The 21,430-nt window shown below is 70.9% G+C and carries 18 protein-coding genes; 10 read left to right on the forward strand and 8 right to left on the reverse strand.

The window, feature by feature from the left end; translation table 11 throughout:
- Positions 1-29: 29 nt before the first annotated feature.
- The 4 genes from pdhA to ACW14X_RS16915 all read left to right on the forward strand — a co-directional run bounded on the left by pdhA (position 30) and on the right by ACW14X_RS16915 (position 5,129).
- A complete protein-coding gene (gene pdhA / locus ACW14X_RS16900) occupies positions 30-1,166 on the forward strand; it encodes a pyruvate dehydrogenase (acetyl-transferring) E1 component subunit alpha (RefSeq protein ID WP_201451197.1) in 1,137 nt (378 codons plus the stop codon).
- Positions 1,163-2,140: an alpha-ketoacid dehydrogenase subunit beta gene (locus ACW14X_RS16905; RefSeq protein ID WP_160026532.1), complete on the forward strand. Its 978-nt coding sequence runs from the start codon at positions 1,163-1,165 to the stop codon at positions 2,138-2,140. The genes pdhA and ACW14X_RS16905 overlap by 4 nt, the downstream gene beginning before the upstream one ends.
- Positions 2,134-3,432, forward strand: a complete 1,299-nt coding sequence (locus ACW14X_RS16910; protein ID WP_457162738.1) for a dihydrolipoamide acetyltransferase family protein — start codon at positions 2,134-2,136, stop codon at positions 3,430-3,432. The genes ACW14X_RS16905 and ACW14X_RS16910 overlap by 7 nt, the downstream gene beginning before the upstream one ends.
- Before the next feature lie 113 nt (positions 3,433-3,545).
- Positions 3,546-5,129, forward strand: a complete 1,584-nt coding sequence (locus ACW14X_RS16915; RefSeq protein WP_457162739.1) for a calcium-binding protein — start codon at positions 3,546-3,548, stop codon at positions 5,127-5,129.
- 81 nt (positions 5,130-5,210) lie between these two features.
- On the opposite strand, the gene ACW14X_RS16920 is transcribed toward ACW14X_RS16915, so the two are convergent.
- The 4 genes from ACW14X_RS16920 to ACW14X_RS16935 all read right to left on the reverse strand — a co-directional run bounded on the left by ACW14X_RS16920 (position 5,211) and on the right by ACW14X_RS16935 (position 10,124).
- Entirely contained in the window at positions 5,211-6,863 is a 1,653-nt protein-coding gene (locus tag ACW14X_RS16920) for an ABC transporter permease (RefSeq protein WP_457162740.1), read from the reverse strand.
- Positions 6,860-7,810 (reverse strand): ABC transporter ATP-binding protein, encoded by a 951-nt coding sequence (locus ACW14X_RS16925; protein WP_457162741.1) that lies wholly within the window; start codon positions 7,808-7,810, stop codon positions 6,860-6,862. Before ACW14X_RS16925 ends, ACW14X_RS16920 begins: the two co-directional genes overlap by 4 nt.
- A 55-nt stretch (positions 7,811-7,865) precedes the next feature.
- Complete coding sequence (locus ACW14X_RS16930; protein ID WP_457162742.1) at positions 7,866-8,537, reverse strand: TetR family transcriptional regulator; 672 nt, start codon at positions 8,535-8,537, stop codon at positions 7,866-7,868.
- Positions 8,538-8,612: 75 nt separating this feature from the next.
- On the reverse strand, positions 8,613-10,124 hold the full coding sequence (locus ACW14X_RS16935; RefSeq protein ID WP_457162743.1) for a carboxyl transferase domain-containing protein: 1,512 nt from the start codon (positions 10,122-10,124) through the stop codon (positions 8,613-8,615).
- Positions 10,125-10,230: 106 nt separating this feature from the next.
- Here ACW14X_RS16935 and ACW14X_RS16940 point away from each other — a divergent pair, with 106 nt between their 5' ends.
- The 6 genes from ACW14X_RS16940 to nagB all read left to right on the forward strand — a co-directional run bounded on the left by ACW14X_RS16940 (position 10,231) and on the right by nagB (position 16,586).
- Complete coding sequence (locus ACW14X_RS16940; RefSeq protein WP_457162744.1) at positions 10,231-11,358, forward strand: LLM class flavin-dependent oxidoreductase; 1,128 nt, start codon at positions 10,231-10,233, stop codon at positions 11,356-11,358.
- Between the two features lie 348 nt (positions 11,359-11,706).
- Positions 11,707-12,162, forward strand: a complete 456-nt coding sequence (locus ACW14X_RS16945; RefSeq protein ID WP_350718554.1) for an HNH endonuclease — start codon at positions 11,707-11,709, stop codon at positions 12,160-12,162.
- A gap of 153 nt (positions 12,163-12,315) precedes the next feature.
- Positions 12,316-13,434: an ROK family transcriptional regulator gene (locus ACW14X_RS16950; RefSeq protein WP_160026540.1), complete on the forward strand. Its 1,119-nt coding sequence runs from the start codon at positions 12,316-12,318 to the stop codon at positions 13,432-13,434.
- Positions 13,434-14,885 carry a glycoside hydrolase family 3 N-terminal domain-containing protein gene (locus ACW14X_RS16955; protein WP_457162745.1) on the forward strand — a complete coding sequence of 484 codons (1,452 nt, stop codon included), beginning with the start codon at positions 13,434-13,436 and terminating at the stop codon, positions 14,883-14,885. The genes ACW14X_RS16950 and ACW14X_RS16955 overlap by 1 nt, the downstream gene beginning before the upstream one ends.
- A complete protein-coding gene (locus ACW14X_RS16960) occupies positions 14,882-15,787 on the forward strand; it encodes an ROK family protein (protein WP_160026542.1) in 906 nt (301 codons plus the stop codon). The genes ACW14X_RS16955 and ACW14X_RS16960 overlap by 4 nt, the downstream gene beginning before the upstream one ends.
- Before the next feature lies 1 nt (position 15,788).
- Positions 15,789-16,586: a glucosamine-6-phosphate deaminase gene (gene nagB / locus ACW14X_RS16965; protein WP_457162746.1), complete on the forward strand. Its 798-nt coding sequence runs from the start codon at positions 15,789-15,791 to the stop codon at positions 16,584-16,586.
- Here the strand turns inward: nagB and galT are convergent.
- Genes galT through ACW14X_RS16985 form a run of 4 tightly spaced genes read right to left on the reverse strand, consistent with a single transcriptional unit; the run spans position 16,583 to position 21,394 of the window.
- Entirely contained in the window at positions 16,583-17,662 is a 1,080-nt protein-coding gene (galT, locus tag ACW14X_RS16970; RefSeq protein WP_457162747.1) for a galactose-1-phosphate uridylyltransferase, read from the reverse strand. The two genes, nagB and galT, sit on opposite strands and share 4 nt — an antisense overlap.
- Positions 17,663-17,686: 24 nt before the next feature.
- Entirely contained in the window at positions 17,687-19,252 is a 1,566-nt protein-coding gene (locus tag ACW14X_RS16975; protein ID WP_350840937.1) for a serine/threonine-protein kinase, read from the reverse strand.
- Positions 19,249-20,610 carry an FHA domain-containing protein gene (locus tag ACW14X_RS16980; RefSeq protein WP_457162748.1) on the reverse strand — a complete coding sequence of 454 codons (1,362 nt, stop codon included), beginning with the start codon at positions 20,608-20,610 and terminating at the stop codon, positions 19,249-19,251. The genes ACW14X_RS16975 and ACW14X_RS16980 overlap by 4 nt, the downstream gene beginning before the upstream one ends.
- Positions 20,603-21,394 carry a PP2C family protein-serine/threonine phosphatase gene (locus tag ACW14X_RS16985; protein ID WP_160026547.1) on the reverse strand — a complete coding sequence of 264 codons (792 nt, stop codon included), beginning with the start codon at positions 21,392-21,394 and terminating at the stop codon, positions 20,603-20,605. The genes ACW14X_RS16980 and ACW14X_RS16985 overlap by 8 nt, the downstream gene beginning before the upstream one ends.
- Positions 21,395-21,430 lie beyond the last annotated feature (36 nt).

The raw sequence follows: 21,430 nt of genomic DNA on the forward strand, positions 1-21,430 counted from the left end.
GCAACCCCACCCCGTGTGAAGGAAGCGTGATGACTGAATTTCTGGATCCGAGCCCCAGCCACACCGACATGGTGCAGCTGCTGAACCCCGAGGGAGAACGGGTCTCGCACCCGGACTTCGAGTTCTCACCCGACCGACCTGAGGACGAGGCCGTACGCGGCTTCTACCGCGACATGGTGCTGACCCGCCGCCTCGACGTCGAGGCCACCGCGCTGCAGCGCCACGGCGAGCTGGGCCTGTGGGCACAGCTGCTGGGCCAGGAGGCGGCGCAGATCGGCGCAGCCCGCGCGCTCGCGCCCCAGGACTTCGTCTTCCCGACCTACCGCGAGCACGGCGTGGCCTGGTGTCGCGACGTCGACCCGATGCAGCTGCTCGGACTCTTCCGGGGCACCGACCAGGGTGGCTGGGATCCCGCCGAGCACAACTTCGGGCTCTACACGATCGTCATCGGCGCCCAGACCCTGCACGCGACCGGCTACGCGATGGGTGTCCAGATGGACGGCCTCGTCGGCACCGGCGACCCGACCCGCGACACCGCCGTGGTGGCCCACTTCGGCGACGGTGCGTCCTCGCAGGGCGACGTCAACGAGGCGATGGTCTTCGCCGCCTCCTACAACGCCCCGGTCGTCTTCTTCTGCCAGAACAACCAGTGGGCGATCTCCGAGCCTGTCGAGCAGATGGTCAAGGTGCCGCTCTACAAGCGTGCCCAGGGCTTCGGCTTCCCGGGCATCCGTGTCGACGGCAACGACGTGCTGGCGACGTACGAGGTGATGAAGTCGGCGCTCAAGCGGGCCCGCGAAGGTGGCGGGCCGACGATGATCGAGGCCTACACCTACCGGATGGGTGCCCACACGACCACCGACGACCCGACCCGCTACCGGGTCTCCGACGAGGTCGAGGCCTGGAAGCTCAAGGACCCGATCGCCCGGGTCGAGGCCTATCTGCGCCGCGGCGGCGGCGCCTCGACCTCCTTCTTCGCCAAGGTGGAGGCCGAGGCCGAGGAGTTCGGCGAGCGCCTGCGCGCCGGGATCCACTCGCTCCCCGAGCCCGATCCCGTACGCCTCTTCGACAACGTCTACACCGAGCTGCCCGACGAGCTGCGGGAGCAGCGCGACGGCTACGCGGCGTACCTCTCCTCCTTCGAGCACGAGGGGGCTTCTCGATGACGAAGATGACGCTGGCGAAGGCGCTCAACGCAGGGCTCCGGCGCGCGATGGAGGACGACGACAAGGTCGTCCTGATGGGCGAGGACATCGGCCGGCTCGGTGGTGTCTTCCGGATCACCGACGGGCTGCAGAAAGACTTCGGCGAGGCCCGAGTCATCGACACGCCACTGGCGGAGTCGGGGATCGTCGGCACGGCGGTCGGGCTCGCGCTGCGGGGCTACCGGCCGGTGGTGGAGATCCAGTTCGACGGGTTCGTCTACCCGGCGTACGACCAGATCGTGTCGCAGGTGGCCAAGTTCCACTACCGCTCCGGCGGCCGGGTCGCGATGCCGATGGTCATCCGGATCCCGTTCGGTGGCGGCATCGGCGCGGTGGAGCATCACAGCGAGTCGCCGGAGGCGCAGTTCGCGCACACCCCTGGTCTCAAGGTGGTGGCCTGCTCGGACCCGGTCGACGCCTACTGGATGATCCAGCAGGCGATCTCCCATCCCGACCCGGTGATCTTCCTGGAGCCGAAGCGGCTCTACCACTCGACCAAGGCCGACGTCGACGTCGACGCCACGCCTGGTCCGCTGTTCGCCTCACGGGTCACGCGCACCGGCACCGACCTGACGATGCTGGCCTACGGGCCCACCGTGAAGACCGCGCTGACCGCCGCCGAGGCGGCCGCGGGGGAGGGCAAGTCGGTCGAGGTGATCGACCTGCGCACGCTCTCGCCGCTGGACATGGCGCCGGTCTACGAGTCGGTGCGGCGTACGGGTCGGGCCGTCGTCGTCCACGAGGCCCACGTCAACCTCGGCCTCGGCGCCGAGCTCGCCGCCCGGATCACGGAGCAGTGCTTCCACTCGCTGGAGGCGCCGGTCCTGCGGGTCGGCGGGTTCGACACGCCCTACCCGCCGGCGCGGGCGGAGGAGTACTTCCTCCCCGACCTCGACCGGGTCCTCGATGCCGTCGACAGGAGCCTGGCATGGTGAACGAGTTCAAGCTGCCGGATGTCGGCGAGGGCCTCACCGAGGCCGAGATCGTCGAGTGGCACGTCGCGGTCGGTGACGTCATCAAGGTCAACGACCCCGTCTGCGACATCGAGACCGCCAAGTCCGTCGTCGAGCTCCCCTCGCCCTATGCCGGGGTCGTCCAGGAGCTTCTGGTCGAGGTCGGCACCGAGGTCCAGGTCGGCACCCCGATCATCCGCATCGGCGACTCCGCCGAGGCGTCAGCCCCGTCGGCCGAGGCGTCAGCCCCGTCGGCCGAGACGTCAGCCCCGTCAGCCGAGGCGTCGGCTCCTGAGCCGGACGAAGCCGAGAAGCCACTGACGCTGGTCGGCTACGGCTCCAAGGAAGACGCAGTCGTACGCCGCAACCGCACCGTCTCCGCGCCGGCAGCCGCCGCGGGCACCGGTGTGCTCGCCAAGCCGACCGCCCGCAAGCTCGCGCGCGACCTGGGTGTGGACCTGGCGACCGTCACCCCGGAGCGGGACGACGGCGTGATCACCACCGCCGACCTGGAGAATCTGACGGCCGCCCCAGCGTCGTCGACCGAGCCGGCGGCGCCGGTCGGTGGTGAGCGCCGCGAGCCGATCAAGGGCCTGCGCAAGCAGATGGGCCAGGCGATGGTGGACTCCGCGTTCACACTGCCGCACGTCACGATCTGGACGACGATCGACGTGACACGTACCTCCGAGCTGGTCGCCGGCCTCAAGGCCAACCGCGACTTCGCCGAGGTCCGCGTCAGCCCCCTGCTGATCGTGGCCAAGGCGTCGCTGCTCGCGATGCGACGTACGCCGATCATCAACTCGTGGTGGGACGAGGCCGCCCAGGAGATCGTCTTCAAGGAGTACGTCAACCTCGGCATCGCCGCGGCCACCCCCAGGGGTCTCCAGGTGCCGAACGTGAAGGGCGCCGACCGGATGTCCCTGGTCGAGCTCGGCACCGCGATCAACGAACTCACCGCCACCGCTCGCACCGGCAAGACCCCGCCGGCCGACCAGACCGGCGGGACGTTCACGATCACCAACATCGGTCCGTTCGGCATCGACGGCGGCGCCCCGATCATCAACCCGGGCGAGTCCGCGATCCTCTCCGTCGGCGCGGTCAAGCGCCAACCGTGGGTCGTGGGCGAAGGCGACGACGAGCACATCGAGCCCCGCGACGTCTGCACCCTCGCGCTCAGCTTCGACCACCGCCATATCGACGGCGAGGCCGGCTCCCGCTTCCTCGCCGACGTGGCCAGGATCGTCGGAGACCCGAGCACGGCGCTGCTGTTCTGACCCGTTCGACAATCGCTCCACAGAACGGCAATTCGCTACCTCGAGGGGTATCGGATCTGGAACGATCCTCAGGCCCGCGCTGACGCGGGCCTGAGGATCTTCTGGAGGCAGGAATGGTGCTCCTGACGGGGCGCACGCTGCTTGCCGGGATCGTCGCGACGGCCGCCTCGGCGACCGTGCTCGTGGCGAGTCCCGCAAGCGCGGCGACAACATCGACCGGCGTACGTTGCACGATCGTCGGTACGTCCGGTTCGGACCGGCTGACCGGGACGTCCCACCGCGATGTGATCTGCGGGCGCGGTGGCAGCGACCGCATCCTCGCGCGCGGTGGGAACGACGTCGTTGATGGCGGCACCGGCAACGACCGGATCTACGGCGGGTTCGGCGCTGACACGGTGCTGGGCGGCAGCGGGACGAACGAGATCTACGGAGAGAGCGGCGCCGACGTGATTCGCGGCGGCCCGTACTCGGACGCCATCTATGCCGGTGCTGGCTCTGACCACGTCTACGCCGCGGGTGGGCGTGACTACCGTGTCTTCGGAGGCACCGGCAACGACGTCCTCGCCGGTGGCACCGGCAACGACATCCTCAACGGTGGCGACGGCAGCGACGAGATCGTCGGCGATGATGGTTCCGACACCCTCAACGGTCAGCAGGGCATCGACCGGATCCGCGGCGGCAACCAGTCTGACCTCGTACATGCTGGGTCGGGGGATGACCGCGTCTGGGGCGGTGCCGGAAATGACCAGATCCACGGGGAGTCCGGTGCCGACGTGGTGCTTGGTGAAAGCGGAACCGAGATGATCTGGGGCGGCGACCACGCGGATCGTCTCAACGGTGGACTCGGACGAGATGAGATCTGGGGTGACGGCGGCGCTGACACCTGCCGCTACGACATCTACGACTGGATCCTGGGTTGTGAGCCGGACACCAAGGCGCCGGTGGTGCACAGCATCTCGATCAGCCCCTCCACGATCGACACCCGAACCAGCGATGTCAAGGTGAAGGTGCGGGTGCACGCCAGTGACGATGGCCAGATCGGCCGGATTCAGGGCCATCTGATACCCGCCGAGGGGGACGACAGTCCGATCGACCTCTACATGCCCAGCCTGGCTCTGGTCTCCGGCGGCGTACGAGACGGTTGGTGGGAGGAGACGGTCACGGTACCGCGTGGAACGCCCGCTGGCAGCGTGCGTGCCAACATCGGGGTGAGTGCATGGACCGGGCCGTCCGGCAGCTTTGTCTACGGCGGCAGCCTGACGATCACGAACGCCTTGCCGGACCGGGAGGCACCGACGGTCGCGGTCCAGTCGCTGAGTGCGACTTCGATTGATGTCCGGAGCGCGGCGAGAACGGTGAAGGTGACCGTGCACGGGAGCGATGCAATCGCCGGGGTCGGCCGCATCGACATCTGCCTCTCGCGGATGTTTCCGGACGGGCGATACGTGTGCGAGGCGCTGAACAGCGCGGTGACCCGAACATCTGGGACCATCAACAGCGGGACTTGGTCGACGGCGCTGACGGTTCCCAAGGGGTCCCCCTCGGGTGTGTACAACGTCGAGGTGTACGCCCAGGACCGGGTGGGTAGCGCGTCGTACTGGATGGGGCCGGAATCGTTCGCCGCTATGGCCTACGAGAAGCCCAACCCGCACGAACTACCTGCTTCTGTCAGCAGAGTCCAGGTCACCGGGTCCTGATCCTGCCGAGACGTCAGCAACGCCGGTCGAGTGGGCACCACGGTGCCCACTCGACCGGCGTACGTGACTTCTCGGCAGGCGTCAGCCGTGGATGTCGCGGCGGCGGAAGCCGACGAGTGCGGCCAGGAGCAGCGCGACCGCGACGCCCAGCAGGCCGAGGGTGTGGCTGGCGGGCATGGTGTCGACAAGGGTGTTCTCGACCCACCAGTACGGCGAGAGGCCGCGGAGCCAGTCGGGGAGGTCGAGCATGTCGCCCAGGATGAGGACCACGAACATCCAGCCGAAGAGGGCCCAGGCGGCCCCCGAGGCGCGGGGGACCCAGGCGTAGAGGGCGAGTGTGAACCCGAGAAGCACGAGCACCGCGGGCACGTAGGCGAGAGCCAGGCCGGTGAAGTCGGCGAAGCTGATCGAGTCGAGCCCGGCGACGTACGCACCGAGGGCCATCGCCCAGATGCCGCTGAACAGCACGACCAGCGACCCGAGGGTCGCGACCAGCGTGCCCGAGAGCAGCCAGCGCAACCGGGCGACGGGCTTGGCGAGCACCAGTGCCGCCCTGGTCGCGTCCTCCTCCGCCTTGGCCCGGAGCGTCATGATGATGCCGTACGCCGCGGCCCCGAAGGCCGAGTAGGCGCCGATGAAGGCGGCGAACGTCCGTACGAGCTGGTCGCCGGAGCCCTTGAGGAGATCCTCGTAGAGCGGGTTGTCGCCCATTGCCTCGACCATGTTCGGCACTTCGTTGAGGATCGTGCCGGTGGCGAACCACATGGCCGCCAGACCGAGCGTGGTCCACAGCAGGCCGGCGCGCTGGCGCACCCAGGCCAGGGCCACCGGGCCGGCGAGCATCGGGGAGGCGTCGGCCCGGCCGCGGCGTACCTGCACCATGCCGGCACCGAAGTCGCGGTGGGAGCCGAGGACGGCGGCGACCACGAGGAGCACGAACGCCACGACCACCGCGATGCCGAGCGGCCAGATCCGGGTGTCCACGAAGACGCGGGTCTGGTGCACCCAGGCGATGGGGGAGAGCCACGAGAGCGGGCTGCCCAGCGGCTCCTGGATGTCGCCGATGACGCGGGCGACGTAGGTGACACCGAGGACGCCGAAGGCCATGCCCAGCGCCCCGCCGCTGCTCTCCGAGACCTGGGACGTCACCAGCGCGACCGCTCCGTAGACCAGCGCCGCGAGCGCGATCCCGAACGACATCACCGCCGAGTCGACCGGGTCGAGCCCGACCCCAACGAGAGCCAGCGTGCTGGCGGTCGCGACGAGCATGTTGGTCAGGAAGACCTCGACGATGACCGCGATCGACGGCGCGTGCCGCCCGAGGACACCGGCCCGCATCAGCTCGGAGCGGCCCGACTCCTCCTCGGCGCGGGTGTGGCGTACGACCTGCAGGATCGTCATCACGGCGAGCGAGATCGTCACCCACAGGATGAGCTCGTTGGCAGCCGCGGCCCCAGTCGTGTAGTTGTCGAGGCCGTAGCCGGGCCCAGCCATGGCGATCATGGCGGGGCTGCTCAGCGTCGCCGCCCTGGCGGCCCGGGCCTCCGGGTCGTCGTCGAGCACGGAGTATTCCCCGCCAGGCGCGAGCGAGGCGAGGTAGAGCAGCGCGATCAGGACGGTCCATACCGCGATCCGGATCCGGTCGCGCCGGAGCATGAACCAGATCAGGTGGCCGGTGCCGGTGAAGTCCGACAGGGCCGTACGTCGCGGGACGACGGTCGCGACCGCACTCATGACGCGTCCTTCTCGGTGTCGGAGGACTCGATGACGTCACCGTAGTGGCGCATGAAGAGCTCCTCGAGCGACGGCGGCGTGATGGTCAGACCGTGTACGTCGAGGTCGGTCAGGGTCTTGAGAACGTCGCCGACGGCGTGGTTGTCGACGTCGAACGCGACCCGGGTGCCGGCCCCGTTCTGGCTGGTCTCGAGGTCGTTGACGGCCTGCAGGCTGCTCAGCGCGGACGGGTCACCGCCGACCGTGGCGACGACGGAGGAGCGAGTCAGGTGGCGCAGCTCCTCGAGTGTGCCGGACTCGACGGCGACGCCGGCGCGGATGATCGTGACGGTGTCACAGACCTTCTCGACCTCGCTGAGGATGTGGCTGGAGAGCAGCACCGAGGAGCCCTCGGCCTTGGCCTCCCGGGCGTACTCGGTGAACACGGCCTCCATCAACGGGTCGAGACCGGAGGTGGGCTCGTCGAAGATGTAGAGGTCGGACTTGTCGAGGAAGGCGGCGACCAGGGCGACCTTCTGCCGGTTGCCCTTGGAGTAGGTGCGCGCCTTCTTGGTCGGGTCGAGGTCGAACCGCTCGAGCAGCTCGGCCTTCCGTGCCTTGCGCTTCGCCTTGTCGCCGCCCGGCTTGAGCCGGGTGAGGTAGTCGATGCACTCGCCACCGGAGAGGTTCGGCCACAGGTTGACGTCGCCGGGGACGTACGAGATCCGCTTGTGCAGCTCGACCGCGTCACGCCAGACGTCGCCGCCGAAGAGGCGGGCGGTGCCGGCGTCGGCGCGCAGCAGCCCGAGCAGGACCTTGATCGTGGTGGACTTGCCGGCACCGTTGGGGCCGAGGAAGCCGGCCACCTGGCCGTGCTGGACGGTCAGGTCGAGGCCGTCGAGGGCCTTGAAGGAACCGAAGGACTTGTGCAGACCCGCGATCTCGACCGCGGGGATGTTGTCGGACATGGGAACTCGCTTCCGCGTTGGGAGGGTAGGAGGACGTACGCCGACGGGCCTGGCGTCATGCAGACGGGGGCTCCGTGGCGGCGTCCTGCGGCGGGTCCGGTACGTAGAGCAGGTATTCGTCGAGCATCCGGCGGGTGGTGAAGACGCCCTGGGTGTAGAGCTCGATCATCGGCAGGTAGCTCGTGGACAGGAAGCCACGCACCATGCCGCTGATGTCCCTCGGGTCCTTGGGCGGGTTGAGGGTGAGCTCGAGCATGAGCGTGCCGAGGGCGGAGAGGACCAGGTAACGGGCCCTGGCCGTCTCGTCGAGGCTGGGCTTGATCAGCCCGGCCTCGATGCCGTGCTTGGTGTAGCCGACCGCGTCCTCGATCATCTGCTCGATGAAGGTGCGGCCGACCGGCCCGCCGTCCTGCAGCGAGCGGAGGACGTAGCCGAGCATCGGTGCGTACTCGTCCGCGGCGGCGAACCTGTGCAGGATGCCCTGGCCCGACGCCAGCTCGTCGATCGTCTCGTTCTTCGCCGCCCGGATCTCGGCGAGAACCCGCTCGTCGCACTGCGCGTGGAGCTCGTCCTTGGAACCGAAGTGATGGATCACCAGGGCCGGGCTCACTCCGGCGTCGGTGGCGATCGAGCGGACCGAGGCACCGAAACCGTCACGCGCGAAGCGCACCACCGCCGCGTCGCGGATCCGCTCGCGGGTCGTCGGGTCGGCAGGGGCTGAACGCATGTTTAATGCTAAACACGTGTTCAGTCGGAGCGCAAGGGGGAACGCGGAGTCACCCCGCGTGCGCGGCGCCGCGCCTCAGCCCGCGTAGCGAGCAGCCCGCGCGGTCGGCTCGCCCGGTCCGGAGGCGAGCAGCCCGAGCAGCTCCTCCTCGAGGACCTCTCCGACCCGGCGGCAGAACGTCTCCGGCTCGTCGGCGGCGTCGGGGGACTCCGCGACGATCCGGTCGACCACGCCGATCTGCTGGAGGTCGACGGCGAGGACCCGCTGGGCCTCGGCCATCTCGGCGGCGTGGTCGGAGTCGCCGTACACGATCGCGCTCGCGCCCTCCGGGGGAAGCGGGGAGAGCCAGGCGTGCTGGGCGGCGACCACCCGGTCGGCAGGGAGGAACGCGAGCGCGCCACCGCCGTTGCCCTCGCCCAGCATCAGGCTGAGCGTCGGGGTCTCGACGTTGACGAGCGTGCCCAACGTACGCGCGATCTCGCCGGCGATGCCGCCGTTCTCCGCCTCCGCCGACAGCGCCGCGCCGGGGGTGTCGATGACGGTGACGACGGGGAGCCCGAGCCCGGCGGCGAGCTTCATCCCGCGTTGCGCCTCGCGCAGTCCCTCCGGGCCGAGCGGCTGGTGTGCCTGCTCGCGCCGGTCCTGGGCCAGCACCAGGCATGGCGCCGACCCGAAGCGCGCCAGCGCGATGATCAGGCCCGGGTCTCGCTCGCCCTGCCCGGTGCCGTTGAGGGGTACGACGTCCGAGGCGGCGATCCGGAGCAGCGCCCGAGCCCCCGGCCGGTCCGCGCGGCGGGACCGCGTGATCGCGTCCCAGGTGTCGACCGCCGAGAAGTCGGCCCCGTCGGCCGAAGCGTCACCGGCTGACCTCTCGGCCGACGCGAGCGACGTCTCGGCCGATGTGGGTGGCTTCTCGGGGCGGAGGTCGAGGATCGTCAGGACGCGGTCGACGAGCCCGGCGAGCTCGTCGGGAGGTACGACGCCGTCGACGAGGCCGTGGGCGAACAGGTTCTCCGAGACCTGGACGCCGGAGGGGAAGGGGCGGCCGTTGAGCACCTCGTAGACCTTCGGGCCGAGGAACCCGAGGAGTGCCGCGGGCTCGGCGACGGTGACGTGTCCCAGGGATCCCCACGAGGCCATCACGCCGCCGGTGGTGGGGTGGCGCAGGTAGACGAGGTAGGGGAGCCCGGCGGCCTTGTGGCGGGTGACCGCCTCGGCGATACGCACCATCTGCACGAACGCCGGCGTACCCTCCTGCATCCGGGTCCCGCCCGACGCCGGGCCGGCCAGCAGCGGAAGCCCTTCGCGGGTCGCCCGCTCCACGGCCGCGATCAGCCGCTCGGCCGACGCGCGCCCGATCGACCCGGCCAGGAACCGGAACTCGGAGAGCACCACGGCCACCCGCCGCCCGGCGATCCGGGCCTCGCCGGTGACCACCGACTCGTCGGTCCCCGCCCGCTCCCGGGCGCGCGCCAGGTCGGCGGCGTACGCCTCGGGGACCTCGCCGTGGACGGGCGGGATGTCCCAAGACGTCCAGGTGCCGGGGTCGAGAACGAGGTCGATCAGCTCAGCGGAGGTCAGGCCCATGGATCGGACGATACCCAGGAATTGGCTCAGTGGCTGAGCCTGTCCCGAGGAGCGACACCAGATGCGTTAGTCTATTAATTCAATAGACAATACGAAGGAGTCTGGAATGAACGCCCCCACGAACCCCGAGCTCCTCTGGTACCTGCCCAACTTCGTCGAGACCGGTCATCGTGGCGACACCGCGTCGCCGGAGGAGGGCTACGGCACCCTCGACTACCAGGTCGGCCTCGCCGAGGCGGTCGAGAAGGCCGGCTGGACGGGTGCCCTGCTCGGCACCAGCTGGGGGAGGCCGGACACGTTCACCGTCGCGACAGCCCTGGCTGCGCGCACGACGACCTTCGAGCCGCTCATCGCGATCCGCCCGGGCTACTGGCGCCCGGCCAACTTCGCCACCTCGGCCGCCACCCTCGACCAGCTCAGTCGTGGCCGGGTACGCGTCAACATCGTCTCCGGCCAGGACGACCTGGCCGCCTATGGCGACCGCGAGGACTCACGTGCGGCCCGCTACGCGCGGACCAAGGAGTTCATGCGGCTGGTGCGGCGGCTGTGGACCGAGGAGAACGTGACCTTCGACGGCGACCACTTCCAGGTCGCCGACTCCACCATCACCCCGCGTCCGTACGCCACCGAGGACCGCCCGCACCCCAGGCTCTACTTCGGCGGGGCGTCCCCGGAGGCCGAGGCGGTGGCCGCGACCGAGGCCGACGTACAGCTCTTCTGGGGCGAGCCGCTGGACGGTATCGCCGAGCGGGTCGAGCGCCTGCAGGGCCTCGAACGGTCGCTGGACCGCGACCTCGCGCCCCTGGAGTTCGGGCTGAGGATCACCACGCTCATCCGCGACACCCGCGAGGAGGCCTGGCGTGACGCGGAGGAGAAGGTACGCCGGATGGCCGACTCCGTCGGGGACCGCGAGTTCCGCCGGTCGGGCCGGGCGGCGGTCGGGCAGAGCCGGCTCCTCGACCTCGCCGACCGTGGCGACGTGCTCGACGAGTGCCTCTACACCGCCCCTGGGAAGTACGGCGGCGGTGGCGCCGGAACCACCTGGCTGGTCGGCTCCGCGGACGACGTCGCCGCCGCGATCGGCCGTTACCAGGAGCTCGGTGTGACCCACTTCGTCCTCTCGGACACGCCCTACCGGACCGAGGTGGCCCGGGTCGGCGAGGCGCTGATCCCGAGGCTCCGAGGGGCGGGCCGGGTCGCGCTAACGGGGCCAAACGGCGTACGTCGGGCGTAGTTAACCGGAAAGACACGCTCCTGACCTGGGAAAACCGTTGGTAGCTGGAGGGTGTTCGCTCTATTCTGGTAGCACCCGGTTTCGCCGCCGGGTGCCACCACTTGACCTTTTGAAGGGCCCACCATGAGCACGCAGCACTCGACCACCGCCCCGGCGGCCTGGTCGCTGACCGCTGCGCACGAGCGCGACCCTCATGCCCGCGGGAGCCGACAGTGACCTGGGTGCATAGCCGCACCGGATCACTCCGGGCCGCTCCTGCGAGACATGTCTGTCTCGTCGGGGCGGCCCTTTTGTTTCTGTCCGATCAGCACGCGATCCCTATCCGACTCTCCTGGGAGGTAACCGAGTATGACCACGACCATGGGCGCCGTGACCCTGTATAACGCCTCCTTCGAGCCGCTCGGAAGGGTCTCGTTCAAGCACGCCGTGCGGATGCTGTTCCGTGAGGTGGCGGTGGTTCACGAGCAACAGGGCGACAAGATGATCGGGCCACATCCATGGCCCAAGGCGGTGCGGCTGGTCCGCTATATCGCCATGCATTGGATGTACCGGCCGGCCGGCTACTCCCGCGAGGGAGTGCTCAAGCGCGACCAACATCGTTGTGCCTACTGCGGCGGCCACGCCCGCACCATCGACCACCTGCTGCCACAGTCACGGGGCGGCAGATGGACGTGGATGAACACCGTGGCGGCGTGCGGCAAGTGCAACGGCCGCAAGGGCAACCGCACCCCCGAGGAGGCCCACATGGTCCTCCGCATCGAGCCGTACGTCCCGACCCGTGCCCAGCTTGCCGCCATCATCTGACCCGCCGAAAGGTCGGTTTCTGTCCCCGAGCGTTCCGGAAGGTGACGTCTCGATGGCAGAAACTGACCCTTCGGCGTCAGAATGCGACCTCTCGGCGAGGAAAATGTCGTGTCGACTTGACGCAGCATTAATAAGTACGATGGACTAACAAACATGTCCAAGGCGAGACGTCGTACGTTGCGGCCGATCGGTAAGTTGCTGCAGGAGGATGCGCGGCGGCATCACCGATCCCTGGTGCTCCAGCACCTCTTCGCGGTGGGTCCGGCGAGCCGCGCCGACCTGGCTCGAGCCTCCGGTCTGACCCGGGCGACGGTCTCCGATCTGGTGGGCAGCCTGCTCGAGGACGGGCTCGTCGAGGAGCTCGGCGCGCCGGTGGAGAGCCGGGTCGGGAAGCCGCCGATGCTGGTCGGCCTCGCCGCCGATGCCACGCACATCGTGACCATCGACGTCTCCGGTGACGACCAGGTCGCCGGAGCCGTGCTCAACCTGACCGGCGATGTCGTCCATCGCACCACCAGGTGCCGCGAGGGCCGCACCGGAAGCGAGGCCGTACGCCTCGTGAAGGAGCTGGTCACCGAGCTGATCGCGAGCACCGACCGGCCGATCCTCGGCATCGGGATCGGTAGCCCCGGTGTCGTCGCAGCCGACGGCACCGTGGTCGCCGCGCCCAACCTGGGCTGGACCGATGTCGCGCTGGCCGACCAGGTGCGCCGTGAGACCGGCCGACCGACGTACGTCGCCAACGACGCCAACACCGCAGTGCTGGGGGAGTACACCTTCGGCCAGTCCGGCGACGGCGGCCTGATGCTCATCCGGGTCGGCACCGGTGTCGGTGCGGGGCTGGTGCTCGAAGGGGCGCTGCTGCACGGGTTCGTCGACGCCGCCGGTGAGGTCGGGCACGTGACCGTCGACCCCGAGGGTCCTCGGTGCGCATGCGGCCGACAGGGCTGCCTGGAGACCTTCCTCGCGGTGCCGCGCCTGCGGGAGCGACTCGAGACAGCCCACGACGATGCGCTCGTGGAAGCCGGCGAACATCTTGGAAAGGCATTGGCCCCTGTGGTCGGAACCCTGAATCTTCACGAGCTGGTCCTCTCCGGGCCGGCCGATCTCCTGGACGGACCGCTGCGCGAGACCGCCGACCGGATCATCCGCGAGCGGACGATGCCGGTCAGCGGCGAGCCGCTGGAGTTCCGTACGTCGACGCTCGGCGAGGACGTCGTCATCGTCGGCGCCGCGGTGCTGGTCCTCGCCGGTGAGCTGGGGGTGTCGTGATGTCTTCCCCGACCACCGTCGAGACCCTGGCGCTGCGCGTCCAGGTCTCCGCCTTCGCCGGCCCGACCCTGCCGCCCGGCTACGCCGAGCTGCTCCGCGAGGGTCTGGGCGGGATCTGCCTCTTCGGCCCCAACACCGAGGCCGGTGAGGATTCCGTACGCAGCCTGGCGGCCGAGATCCGGGCCGCATCCGCCGAGGGCGGCTGGGCGCCGGTGATCACCATCGACGAGGAGGGCGGGGATGTCACCCGCCTGGAGGCGCTCACCGGTTCCTCGGTGCTCGGTGCCGCCGCCCTCGGCGCGGCCGACGACCTGGCGCTGACCGAGGAGACCGGCCGGGCGGTCGGGTTGCGGCTGGCGCGAGCCGGCATCAACCTCAACCTGGCACCGGTCGCCGACGTGAACTCCAACCCCGACAACCCGGTGATCGCGACCCGGTCGTTCTCCCACGACGCCGGGGTCGCCGCCAAGCACGTGGCCGCATGGGTGAAGGGCCTGGAGTCGACCGGGGTCGCGGCCTGCGTCAAGCACTTCCCCGGCCACGGCGACACCGGACAGGACAGCCACGTCGCCCTCCCCGTCCTCGATGCCGATCTGGCGACGCTGCGCGAACGTGAGCTGGTCCCGTTCCTCGCGGCCGCCGAGGCCGGCGCGGCCTCGGTGATGACCTCCCACATCGTGGTGCCCGCCCTCGACCCCGAGCTGCCCGGAACGCTCTCCGCGCCGGTGCTGGGACTGCTGCGCGAGCTGGGCTACGACGGCCCGATCGTCTCCGACGCCCTCGACATGGCCGGTGCCTCGGCGAGCCGGGGGATCCCCGCCGCGGCGGTGCTCTCGCTCAAGGCAGGCGCCGACCTGCTTCTCCTCGGCCCCGACAAGCCCACCTCGCTGGTCCACGAGACGACCGCCGCGATCGTGGCCGCAGTCGAGTCCGGTGAGCTGCCGCTGGAGCGGCTCCAGGACGCGGTCGCCCGCATCGACCGGCTGCTCGCCGACCTCGCCGACGCGCAGCAGCGTCCGGACGGCGAGCTCGACCCTCGGTTCGAGGAACGCTCCGTCGAGGGCGCTCGCCGGGCGCTCGCGACGGCCAGCGACGACATCAGCGAGATCCCGCACCTCGCCGGAGCCCAGGTCGTGACCGTCGACACCGAGGCCAACATCGCCGTGGGCGACGTGCCGTGGGGGCTGCCGCCGGACATCGTCATCCGTCCCGGCGACCCGCTCCCGGTTCTCCCCGACGCGCCCCTCATCGTGCAGGTGCGTGACGCGCACCGCCGTCCCGAGGTCGGCCGGACCGTCGCCGACCTCCCGGGCCTCGCGGTGCTGGTGGAGTGGGGGTGGCCCGGGGCGTACGACCGGAGGGGCGTGCCTCGACTGTGTCCACAGGGGTTCTCCCTGCCGGGCGTGGCCGCTGTGACCGAGGTGCTGCGACGATCGGGCTGGAACCGATGAACGGCGCACGGGTAGGCCTCGACATCGGCGGCACCAAGATCCACGGCATCGCGATCGGTGCCGACGGGGCGGTGCTGGCCGAGGACCGAGCCGCCACCACCCCCGGCGGCGAGGGCGTCGTCAAGAGTGCGGCCGCGGTGGTCGCGAGCCTGCGTGACGCGCTCGACGGCGGCGAGATCCGCTCGATCGGGGTCGGCATCCCCGGCATCGTCGACACCCGCGCCGGCACCGTGAAGCATGCGGTCAACCTGGGCCTGGACGGCGACGCCTTCCCGCTCGCGGAGCTGCTCGGCGCCCGCACCGGAGCGGTCGTCACCCTCGAGAACGACACCAACGCGGCGACCCTCGGCGCGCACGCCGTCGAGGACGTCGACGACCTGGTCTACCTCTCGCTCGGCACCGGCCTGGCGGCCGGCCTCTACCTCAGCGGCGCGCTCCGCCGAGGCTTCCACGGCGCCGCCGGGGAGGTCGGGCACCTCCCGGTCGACCCGGAGGGCCCGGTGTGCGGGTGCGGCCAGCGCGGCTGCCTCGAGCTGGTCGCCTCCGGTGCCGCGCTCGCGGCGGCCTGGCCGACGGCCACCGGCCACCCCGCCGCGGCGCTCTTCGCCGCAGCCTCCTCGGGCGACCCGGCGGCCGTGATCGTGCGGGACCGCTTCGCCGACGGCGTCGCCGCGGCCGTACGCTCCCTCGCTCTCGCCGTCGACCCCGAACGCGTCGTCATCGGCGGGGGTGTCGCGACGGTCGGCGAGCCGCTGCGGGAGGCGATCGCGCTCGCGCTGGTCCGGCAGACCGAGACGTCCCCCTTCCTCGCCTCCCTCGAGCTCGCCTCGCGCCTGCGGGTGGTCTCGGCCGCCCCGGTCGCCGCCATCGGCGCCGCCCTGATCACCCCGACGAAGGACTGACATGGAAGTAGTTGTCCTCGACACCCCCGCCGAGGTCGCATCCCTCGCCGCGGACACGATCGAAGACGTCGTACGCCGCCGGGCGGCCGCCGGCACCCCCGCGGTGCTCGGGCTGGCCACCGGCTCGACGCCGCTGGCGACGTACGAGGAGCTCATCCGGCGCGCCCGGGACGGTCGCGGGCCGTCCTATGAGGGTGTGGAGACGTTCAACCTGGACGAGTACGTGGGCCTGCCCGACGGGCACGAGCAGTCCTATCTGGCGACCATCCGGCGCGAGTTCACCGACGCGATCGGCATCCCGCCGGAGCGGGTCCACGGACCCGACCCGACCGAGGAGACGCTGCCGACGGCCGGGGAGCGCTACGAGGCGGCGATCGTGGCCGCGGGCGGGATCGAGGTGCAGATCCTCGGCATCGGCTCCGACGGCCACCTGGCCTTCAATGAGCCCGGCTCGTCGCTGGCCTCGCTGACCCGGATCAAGACGCTCACCGCGACGACACGCAAGGACAACGCGCGCTTCTTCGGCTCACCCGACGCGGTGCCGCACCACGTGCTCACCCAGGGCCTGGGCACCATCACCCGAGCCGGTCATCTGCTCCTCCTCGCCACCGGCGAGGGCAAGGCCGAGGCGGTCGCCGCCGCGGTCGAGGGCCCGCTCTCGGCGACCTGCCCGGCGTCGGTCCTGCAGCTCCACGGCCACGTCTCGGTCCTCCTGGACGAGGCCGCGGCCTCCCGGCTCGTACGCCGCGACTACTACCGCGAGGTCTACGCCGGGAAGCCGGACTGGCAGGGGCTCTAGAGAGCGTCGCGGAGGCGCGCGGCGGCGGTCTCCGGCGGGATGTCGTTGACCCAGAGCGCGACGCCGGACTCGATGCCGGCCAGGTACTTCAGCCGCCCCGGAGCCCGCCGGATGGTGAAGATCTCGGCCGCCAGGTGCCAGGTGTCCTCGCGGCCGGTCGGAGCCTGCTGCCAGCCGGCGATGTATGGCACCGGGCCGGCGTCGTCGAGCCCGTCCATCCGCCGCAGGCACTCCTGGTAGAGCGCGGCGAGGTCGTCCATCTCGTCGGCGGTCAGTCCGGGCAGCGAGCCCACGTGACGCCGTGGCACGACACGGATCTCGTAGGGCCAGCGGCCGGCATAGGGCACGTACGCCACGAACGTCCCGTTCTCGGCCACGATCCGCGACCCGTCGGCGATCTCGTCGGCGAGCACCGCACACTGCAGGCACTCGCCGGTCTCCTCGCGATGGGCGTCGGCGGCGTTCACCAGGGACTCGATCCGCGGCGGCAGCACCGGCATGGCGTAGATCTGCCCGTGCGGGTGCTGCAACGTCACCCCGATCTCCTCGCCGCGGTTCTCGAAGCAGAAGACGTACGCCACCTCCGGCATCGCCGTCAGCTGCTCGGTGCGGTGCGCGAGCGCCGCTAGCACCGTCCGCACCCGCTCGGGAGGAAGGTCCACGAAGCTCTGCTCGTGGTCGCTGGTGAAGCAGACGACCTCGCACCGGCCACGCCCCGGCTGAGAGACGAACGGCTCTCCGGTCGCCTCGCCGACCGCGACCGTCGAGAGCGCCGGGAACCGGTTCTCGAAGGCGACGACGTCGTAGCTCTCAGCCGGGATCTCGGTCAGCCGCCCATCGACCGACGGGCACAGCGGGCACTCGTCCGAGGGTGGCTTGAACGTACGCGTCTGCCGGTGCCCCGCCACCGCCGTCCAGGTCGCGGTCAGCCGGTCCCAGCGCAGCTGCGACCCGCCCGCCCGCGGCTCCAGCGGCCGCTCGTCGTGCACCGACCGCAGCGTCGGCTGCTCGTCGAAGAACCAGATCTCGCGTCCGTCCGCCAGCTTCGCTGACGTGGCCACAGGGGTGTTCGGCATGCGCCCAGTATCGCCTGCGCCGGGCTACTTGCTGACGCAGGCCTGGGCTGCGCCCTGGGAGACGTTGCCGTTCTCCCCGAGGGAGCGGACCTGGATGCAGACCTTGGTGGCACCGTCGAGGCGTACGACCGCCTTGGGCCGGTCCACGTTGCCGCTGGTGGAGTTGTCGCCGACCCACTTGTAGCCGGTCGCTCCGGGCACGCCGGACCAGGTGAAGACGGCGCGGTTGCCCTTGAGCGTGCCCTTGACCTTGCCTGGGGCGGCCGGGCCGGTGACACCGGGGAGGTCGGTCTCGACGGGCGGGGGCGGGACCTCGTCGGGCTTCTCGTCGTCGCCGCCGCGGGAGAGCACGATGCCGATGGCGGCGGCGATGAGGAAGAGGACGACGACGCCGATGATCGCCGGAGTCTTGCTGCGGCTCTCCGGGCGCGCGCCGGTGAGGACCGAGGGGCCCTCCTCCGCCCGCGGGTAGCTGAACCGGGTGCGGTCGGCCGAGGCCGAACCGGCATCCGCCACCGGCGCCGACGCGAGCGAGGCCGGCGGCTGGGTGATCGGCGCCTGTGCGATCACCTGGGACGGCGGCTTGAGCTCGGTGGCCTTCTCCATCTCCGGGTCGGAGGGCGGGGAGGGGAGACGGGAACGGCCCGAGCCCGTGGTCGGACCCTCGCCCCGCGCGGCCGGGATGTCGGGAACGACCGGGATCGACCCGCTGCCGCCGGCATCGCGGTCGAGGACCTGCACCTCGGTGCGTCCCAGACGCAGCTCCTGCTCGATCCGCTGGAAGTGCCGGGCCAGGTCGAGGACCGTCCTCGGCCGGTAGGCCGGGTCCTTCGCCATCGCCTGCTGGAGGACGCGGTCGAGCGAGGGCGGCACGTCCGGGCGCCCGGTTGCCGGCGGAGCGGTGTGCAGGATGCGGGAGAAGACGGCGCGGTCGGAGTTGTTGCCCCGCTCCGCGAACGGCGAGCGGCCCACGAGCAGGTGCCAGACGGTCGCGGCCAGCGAGTAGACGTCGGAGGCGACCGAGCCGTTGGACGCCGAGGTGAGGACCTCGGGCGGCGACCACGGCAGCGAGACCCCGATGTCACCCTCGTCGTCGCGCGGCCGGCCGGCGATACCGAAGTCGGCCAGGCCGGGCACGTCGTAGCGGGAGAGCAGGATGTTGGACGGCTTGATGTCGCGGTGGATGATCCCGGCGCGGTGCGCGGTCTCGACGGCCGAGGCCATCTGGATCCCGAAGCGCAGCGCGTCCTGCACCTTCATCGGGTTGTTGCGGACGCGGGCACCGAGGTCGGCGTTGGGGTAGTAGCCCATCACCAGGTAGGGGCGGCCGTCCGGCGTCTCGCCGGCGCTGTGCACCGGCACGATGAACGGGTGCTCGGCCAGCTCGGCCATCACCGCCGCCTCCGCGGCGAACTGCGCCCGCTGCGCCTCGGCGAGGTCGGAGGACCGCATCAGCTTCACCGCGACCCGGACCTTCGGGTGGTGGCGCTCGTAGAGGTAGACGTCGGCGAAGCCGCCCGAGCCGAGCCGGCCCAGGCAGGTCATCCCCGGCAGCTCGGGACCGAGCTCGGGGTGTGGTGTCTGAGTCACCCGAAGACCTCGTACGTCAGGTTGATGGAGCCGGCGAGGCTCACCACGGCGCCGGGCTCCAAGGCGTACTCCTCCATCGGCCGCATCTGCTGCGGCCGCCCGCCGGGCAGGGTCAGGTAGGTCCCGTTGGCGGAGCCGAGGTCGCGGACGAGCACCTGCCACTCCTCCAGACGCACCTCGGTGTGCAGCCGGCTGATGTCGGGCAGCATCACCTTCACCAGATGCGGAGGTACGCCACCGGCCCCCGTGTTGCCACTGGCATCGGCGCGCGGCGACCGCCCGAAGACGGCACCTCGGTCCAGGATGACGACTCGGCCGTCACCCAGCTTGAGCTGGCCCAGCGCGGGGCGCGGGACCGAGACCGGCTGCTGGTGCGGCGGCAGCGCCATCCGGCAGATGCGGCAGGTCGGGGAGTAGGGCGGCGAGGCGTGGCCCTGCGGGCAGTAGACCGCCCACACGGTCGGCCCGCCCGCCGGGGGCACCGGGGTCGGCGTCGCGACGTCGCGCACGCGGGTCGCCATGTCGTTGGGCGGGGTGGGCGACGGCGCAGGCGCCGGCGCCGGCGCGGGCATCGGCGGAGGAGGCGCGGTGGGCCGCGGCGCGGGCGGTGTCGCGGGCGGGGGTGAGGGCTGCCGGTCCGGCGGACCCCACGCGTTCGGGTCGGGCTTCTTGGCACCCTTCTTCCGCCACGGAAGCCCGTCGATGATGCCCTTCTTGGACTCGGGCGCAGGCTGGGACGGCGCCACCGGTGGCGGCGGCACGGGCGACGGGGGAGGGCTCTGGAACGACGGGGCGCCCGGCATCGCCGGAGGAGGCGCGGCGGGCGGCGGAGCGGCGGCCAGATCCGAGCGCCGGATGGTGTGGTCCAGCGGCGGCGCCATGGTCGAGTCGACGTGCTGCTGCACCTGGACATAGAAGTTGGGGTCGAAGACGACGTCCAGCGAGCGGGCGTGGGCGGTGTCGACCAGCGGCTGGTCCTCCTCCATCCCACCCCAGGCCCCGTTGGCGAGCTCGGCCCGCTCAGGGACGGCGGCGAAGTGGCCGTCGGCCCACCTGCCGGCGACGTCGATGCCGTCGATGAAGACCGGCACCTCGTTGACGACGGCGGTCACCTTGGCGGGGGAGCGCACGGCGTACCGCACCCGTGGGCCCTCGCGCCCGACCAGCGCGAAGCCGGGGGCGCGTGGCCCGTCGGCGGAGAGCAGACCGGCGATCGCGTCGACCGGGTGGGGGTCGGCCAGCGCTGCCTGGACACCGGTGACCCGCGGGTCACCGGGCCCGAGCTGGACGAGCGCCCAGCACTGGTCGCCCTTCAACGCGAGCCAGTGCCCAGCACAGTAGGTAGCGGTATCACTCATGGGACGAGGAGGCGTCGACTTCCGTCGGGACGGCGAAGAGCGATGGCGGGGGTGTCACGAGTACCACAGTGACATTGTCGCGCCCACCCGAAGCAACCGCAGCGTCCACCAGCCTCTGGGCCAGGTTGTCGATGCTTCCGCCGACACCGAGCGTCTTGGACGCGATCTCATGGATCTCGTGGTCCTCGAGCTCGCCGGTGAGGCCGTCGGAGCAGAGCAGGAAGATGTCGTCGGGCGCGACGGTCATCAGCCAGGTGTCGGCCTCGGGAGACGGGTAGGTGCCGAGCGACCGGGTGATGACGTTGCGCAGCGGGTGGACACGGGCCTCCGCAGCGGTGATCATGCCCGCCTCGACCATGGCCGCGACCTCGGAATGGTCGATCGTCACCTGCGTGACGCCGGCCGGCGAGAGCCGGTAGACGCGTGAGTCGCCGACGTTGAACACCAGCCAGTGGGGAGCGCCCTCGAACTCGACGAGCGCCACGCCGGTCAGGGTCGTACCCATGCCCTGCTTCTCGGAGTTGCGAGCCGCCTCCGAGGTGATCGCGGAGTTGGCGGCGTGGACGGCGTCCTGGATGTCCTCGGGAACCGGGCAGATGGTCGCGAAGCGGCTCTGGAAGGTCTCCACCGCGAGAGCGCTGGCGACGTCGCCACTCGCATGACCGCCCATCCCGTCGGCGACGACGGCCACCGCGGGCAGCATGACGAACGAGTCCTCGTTCACCTCGCGGACCCGGCCGACATCAGTCGCTCCCGCGGCACGCAGGGCTGGGTAAGCGGTCATGCTGTTCCTTTGCGGAGCCATGTATCGAGACATCCC

Source organism: Nocardioides sp. YJ-D4 (genome assembly GCF_054031495.1).

Bases quoted from the DNA above. Each gene is read 5' to 3' on its own strand.
- ACW14X_RS16960 (WP_160026542.1), top strand. From the start codon at position 14,882: ATGAACGGCGCACGGGTAGGCCTCGACATCGGCGGCACCAAGATCCAC.
- ACW14X_RS16985 (WP_160026547.1), bottom strand. From the start codon at position 21,394: ATGACCGCTTACCCAGCCCTGCGTGCCGCGGGAGCGACTGATGTCGGC.
- ACW14X_RS16930 (WP_457162742.1), bottom strand. From the start codon at position 8,537: ATGCGTTCAGCCCCTGCCGACCCGACGACCCGCGAGCGGATCCGCGAC.
- ACW14X_RS16910 (WP_457162738.1), top strand. From the start codon at position 2,134: ATGGTGAACGAGTTCAAGCTGCCGGATGTCGGCGAGGGCCTCACCGAG.
- pdhA (WP_201451197.1), top strand. From the start codon at position 30: ATGACTGAATTTCTGGATCCGAGCCCCAGCCACACCGACATGGTGCAG.
- ACW14X_RS16945 (WP_350718554.1), top strand. From the start codon at position 11,707: ATGACCACGACCATGGGCGCCGTGACCCTGTATAACGCCTCCTTCGAG.
- nagB (WP_457162746.1), top strand. From the start codon at position 15,789: ATGGAAGTAGTTGTCCTCGACACCCCCGCCGAGGTCGCATCCCTCGCC.
- ACW14X_RS16950 (WP_160026540.1), top strand. From the start codon at position 12,316: ATGTCCAAGGCGAGACGTCGTACGTTGCGGCCGATCGGTAAGTTGCTG.
- ACW14X_RS16935 (WP_457162743.1), bottom strand. From the start codon at position 10,124: ATGGGCCTGACCTCCGCTGAGCTGATCGACCTCGTTCTCGACCCCGGC.
- ACW14X_RS16980 (WP_457162748.1), bottom strand. From the start codon at position 20,610: ATGAGTGATACCGCTACCTACTGTGCTGGGCACTGGCTCGCGTTGAAG.
- ACW14X_RS16955 (WP_457162745.1), top strand. From the start codon at position 13,434: ATGTCTTCCCCGACCACCGTCGAGACCCTGGCGCTGCGCGTCCAGGTC.
- ACW14X_RS16940 (WP_457162744.1), top strand. From the start codon at position 10,231: ATGAACGCCCCCACGAACCCCGAGCTCCTCTGGTACCTGCCCAACTTC.
- ACW14X_RS16920 (WP_457162740.1), bottom strand. From the start codon at position 6,863: ATGAGTGCGGTCGCGACCGTCGTCCCGCGACGTACGGCCCTGTCGGAC.
- ACW14X_RS16915 (WP_457162739.1), top strand. From the start codon at position 3,546: ATGGTGCTCCTGACGGGGCGCACGCTGCTTGCCGGGATCGTCGCGACG.
- ACW14X_RS16905 (WP_160026532.1), top strand. From the start codon at position 1,163: ATGACGAAGATGACGCTGGCGAAGGCGCTCAACGCAGGGCTCCGGCGC.
- ACW14X_RS16925 (WP_457162741.1), bottom strand. From the start codon at position 7,810: ATGTCCGACAACATCCCCGCGGTCGAGATCGCGGGTCTGCACAAGTCC.
- galT (WP_457162747.1), bottom strand. From the start codon at position 17,662: ATGCCGAACACCCCTGTGGCCACGTCAGCGAAGCTGGCGGACGGACGC.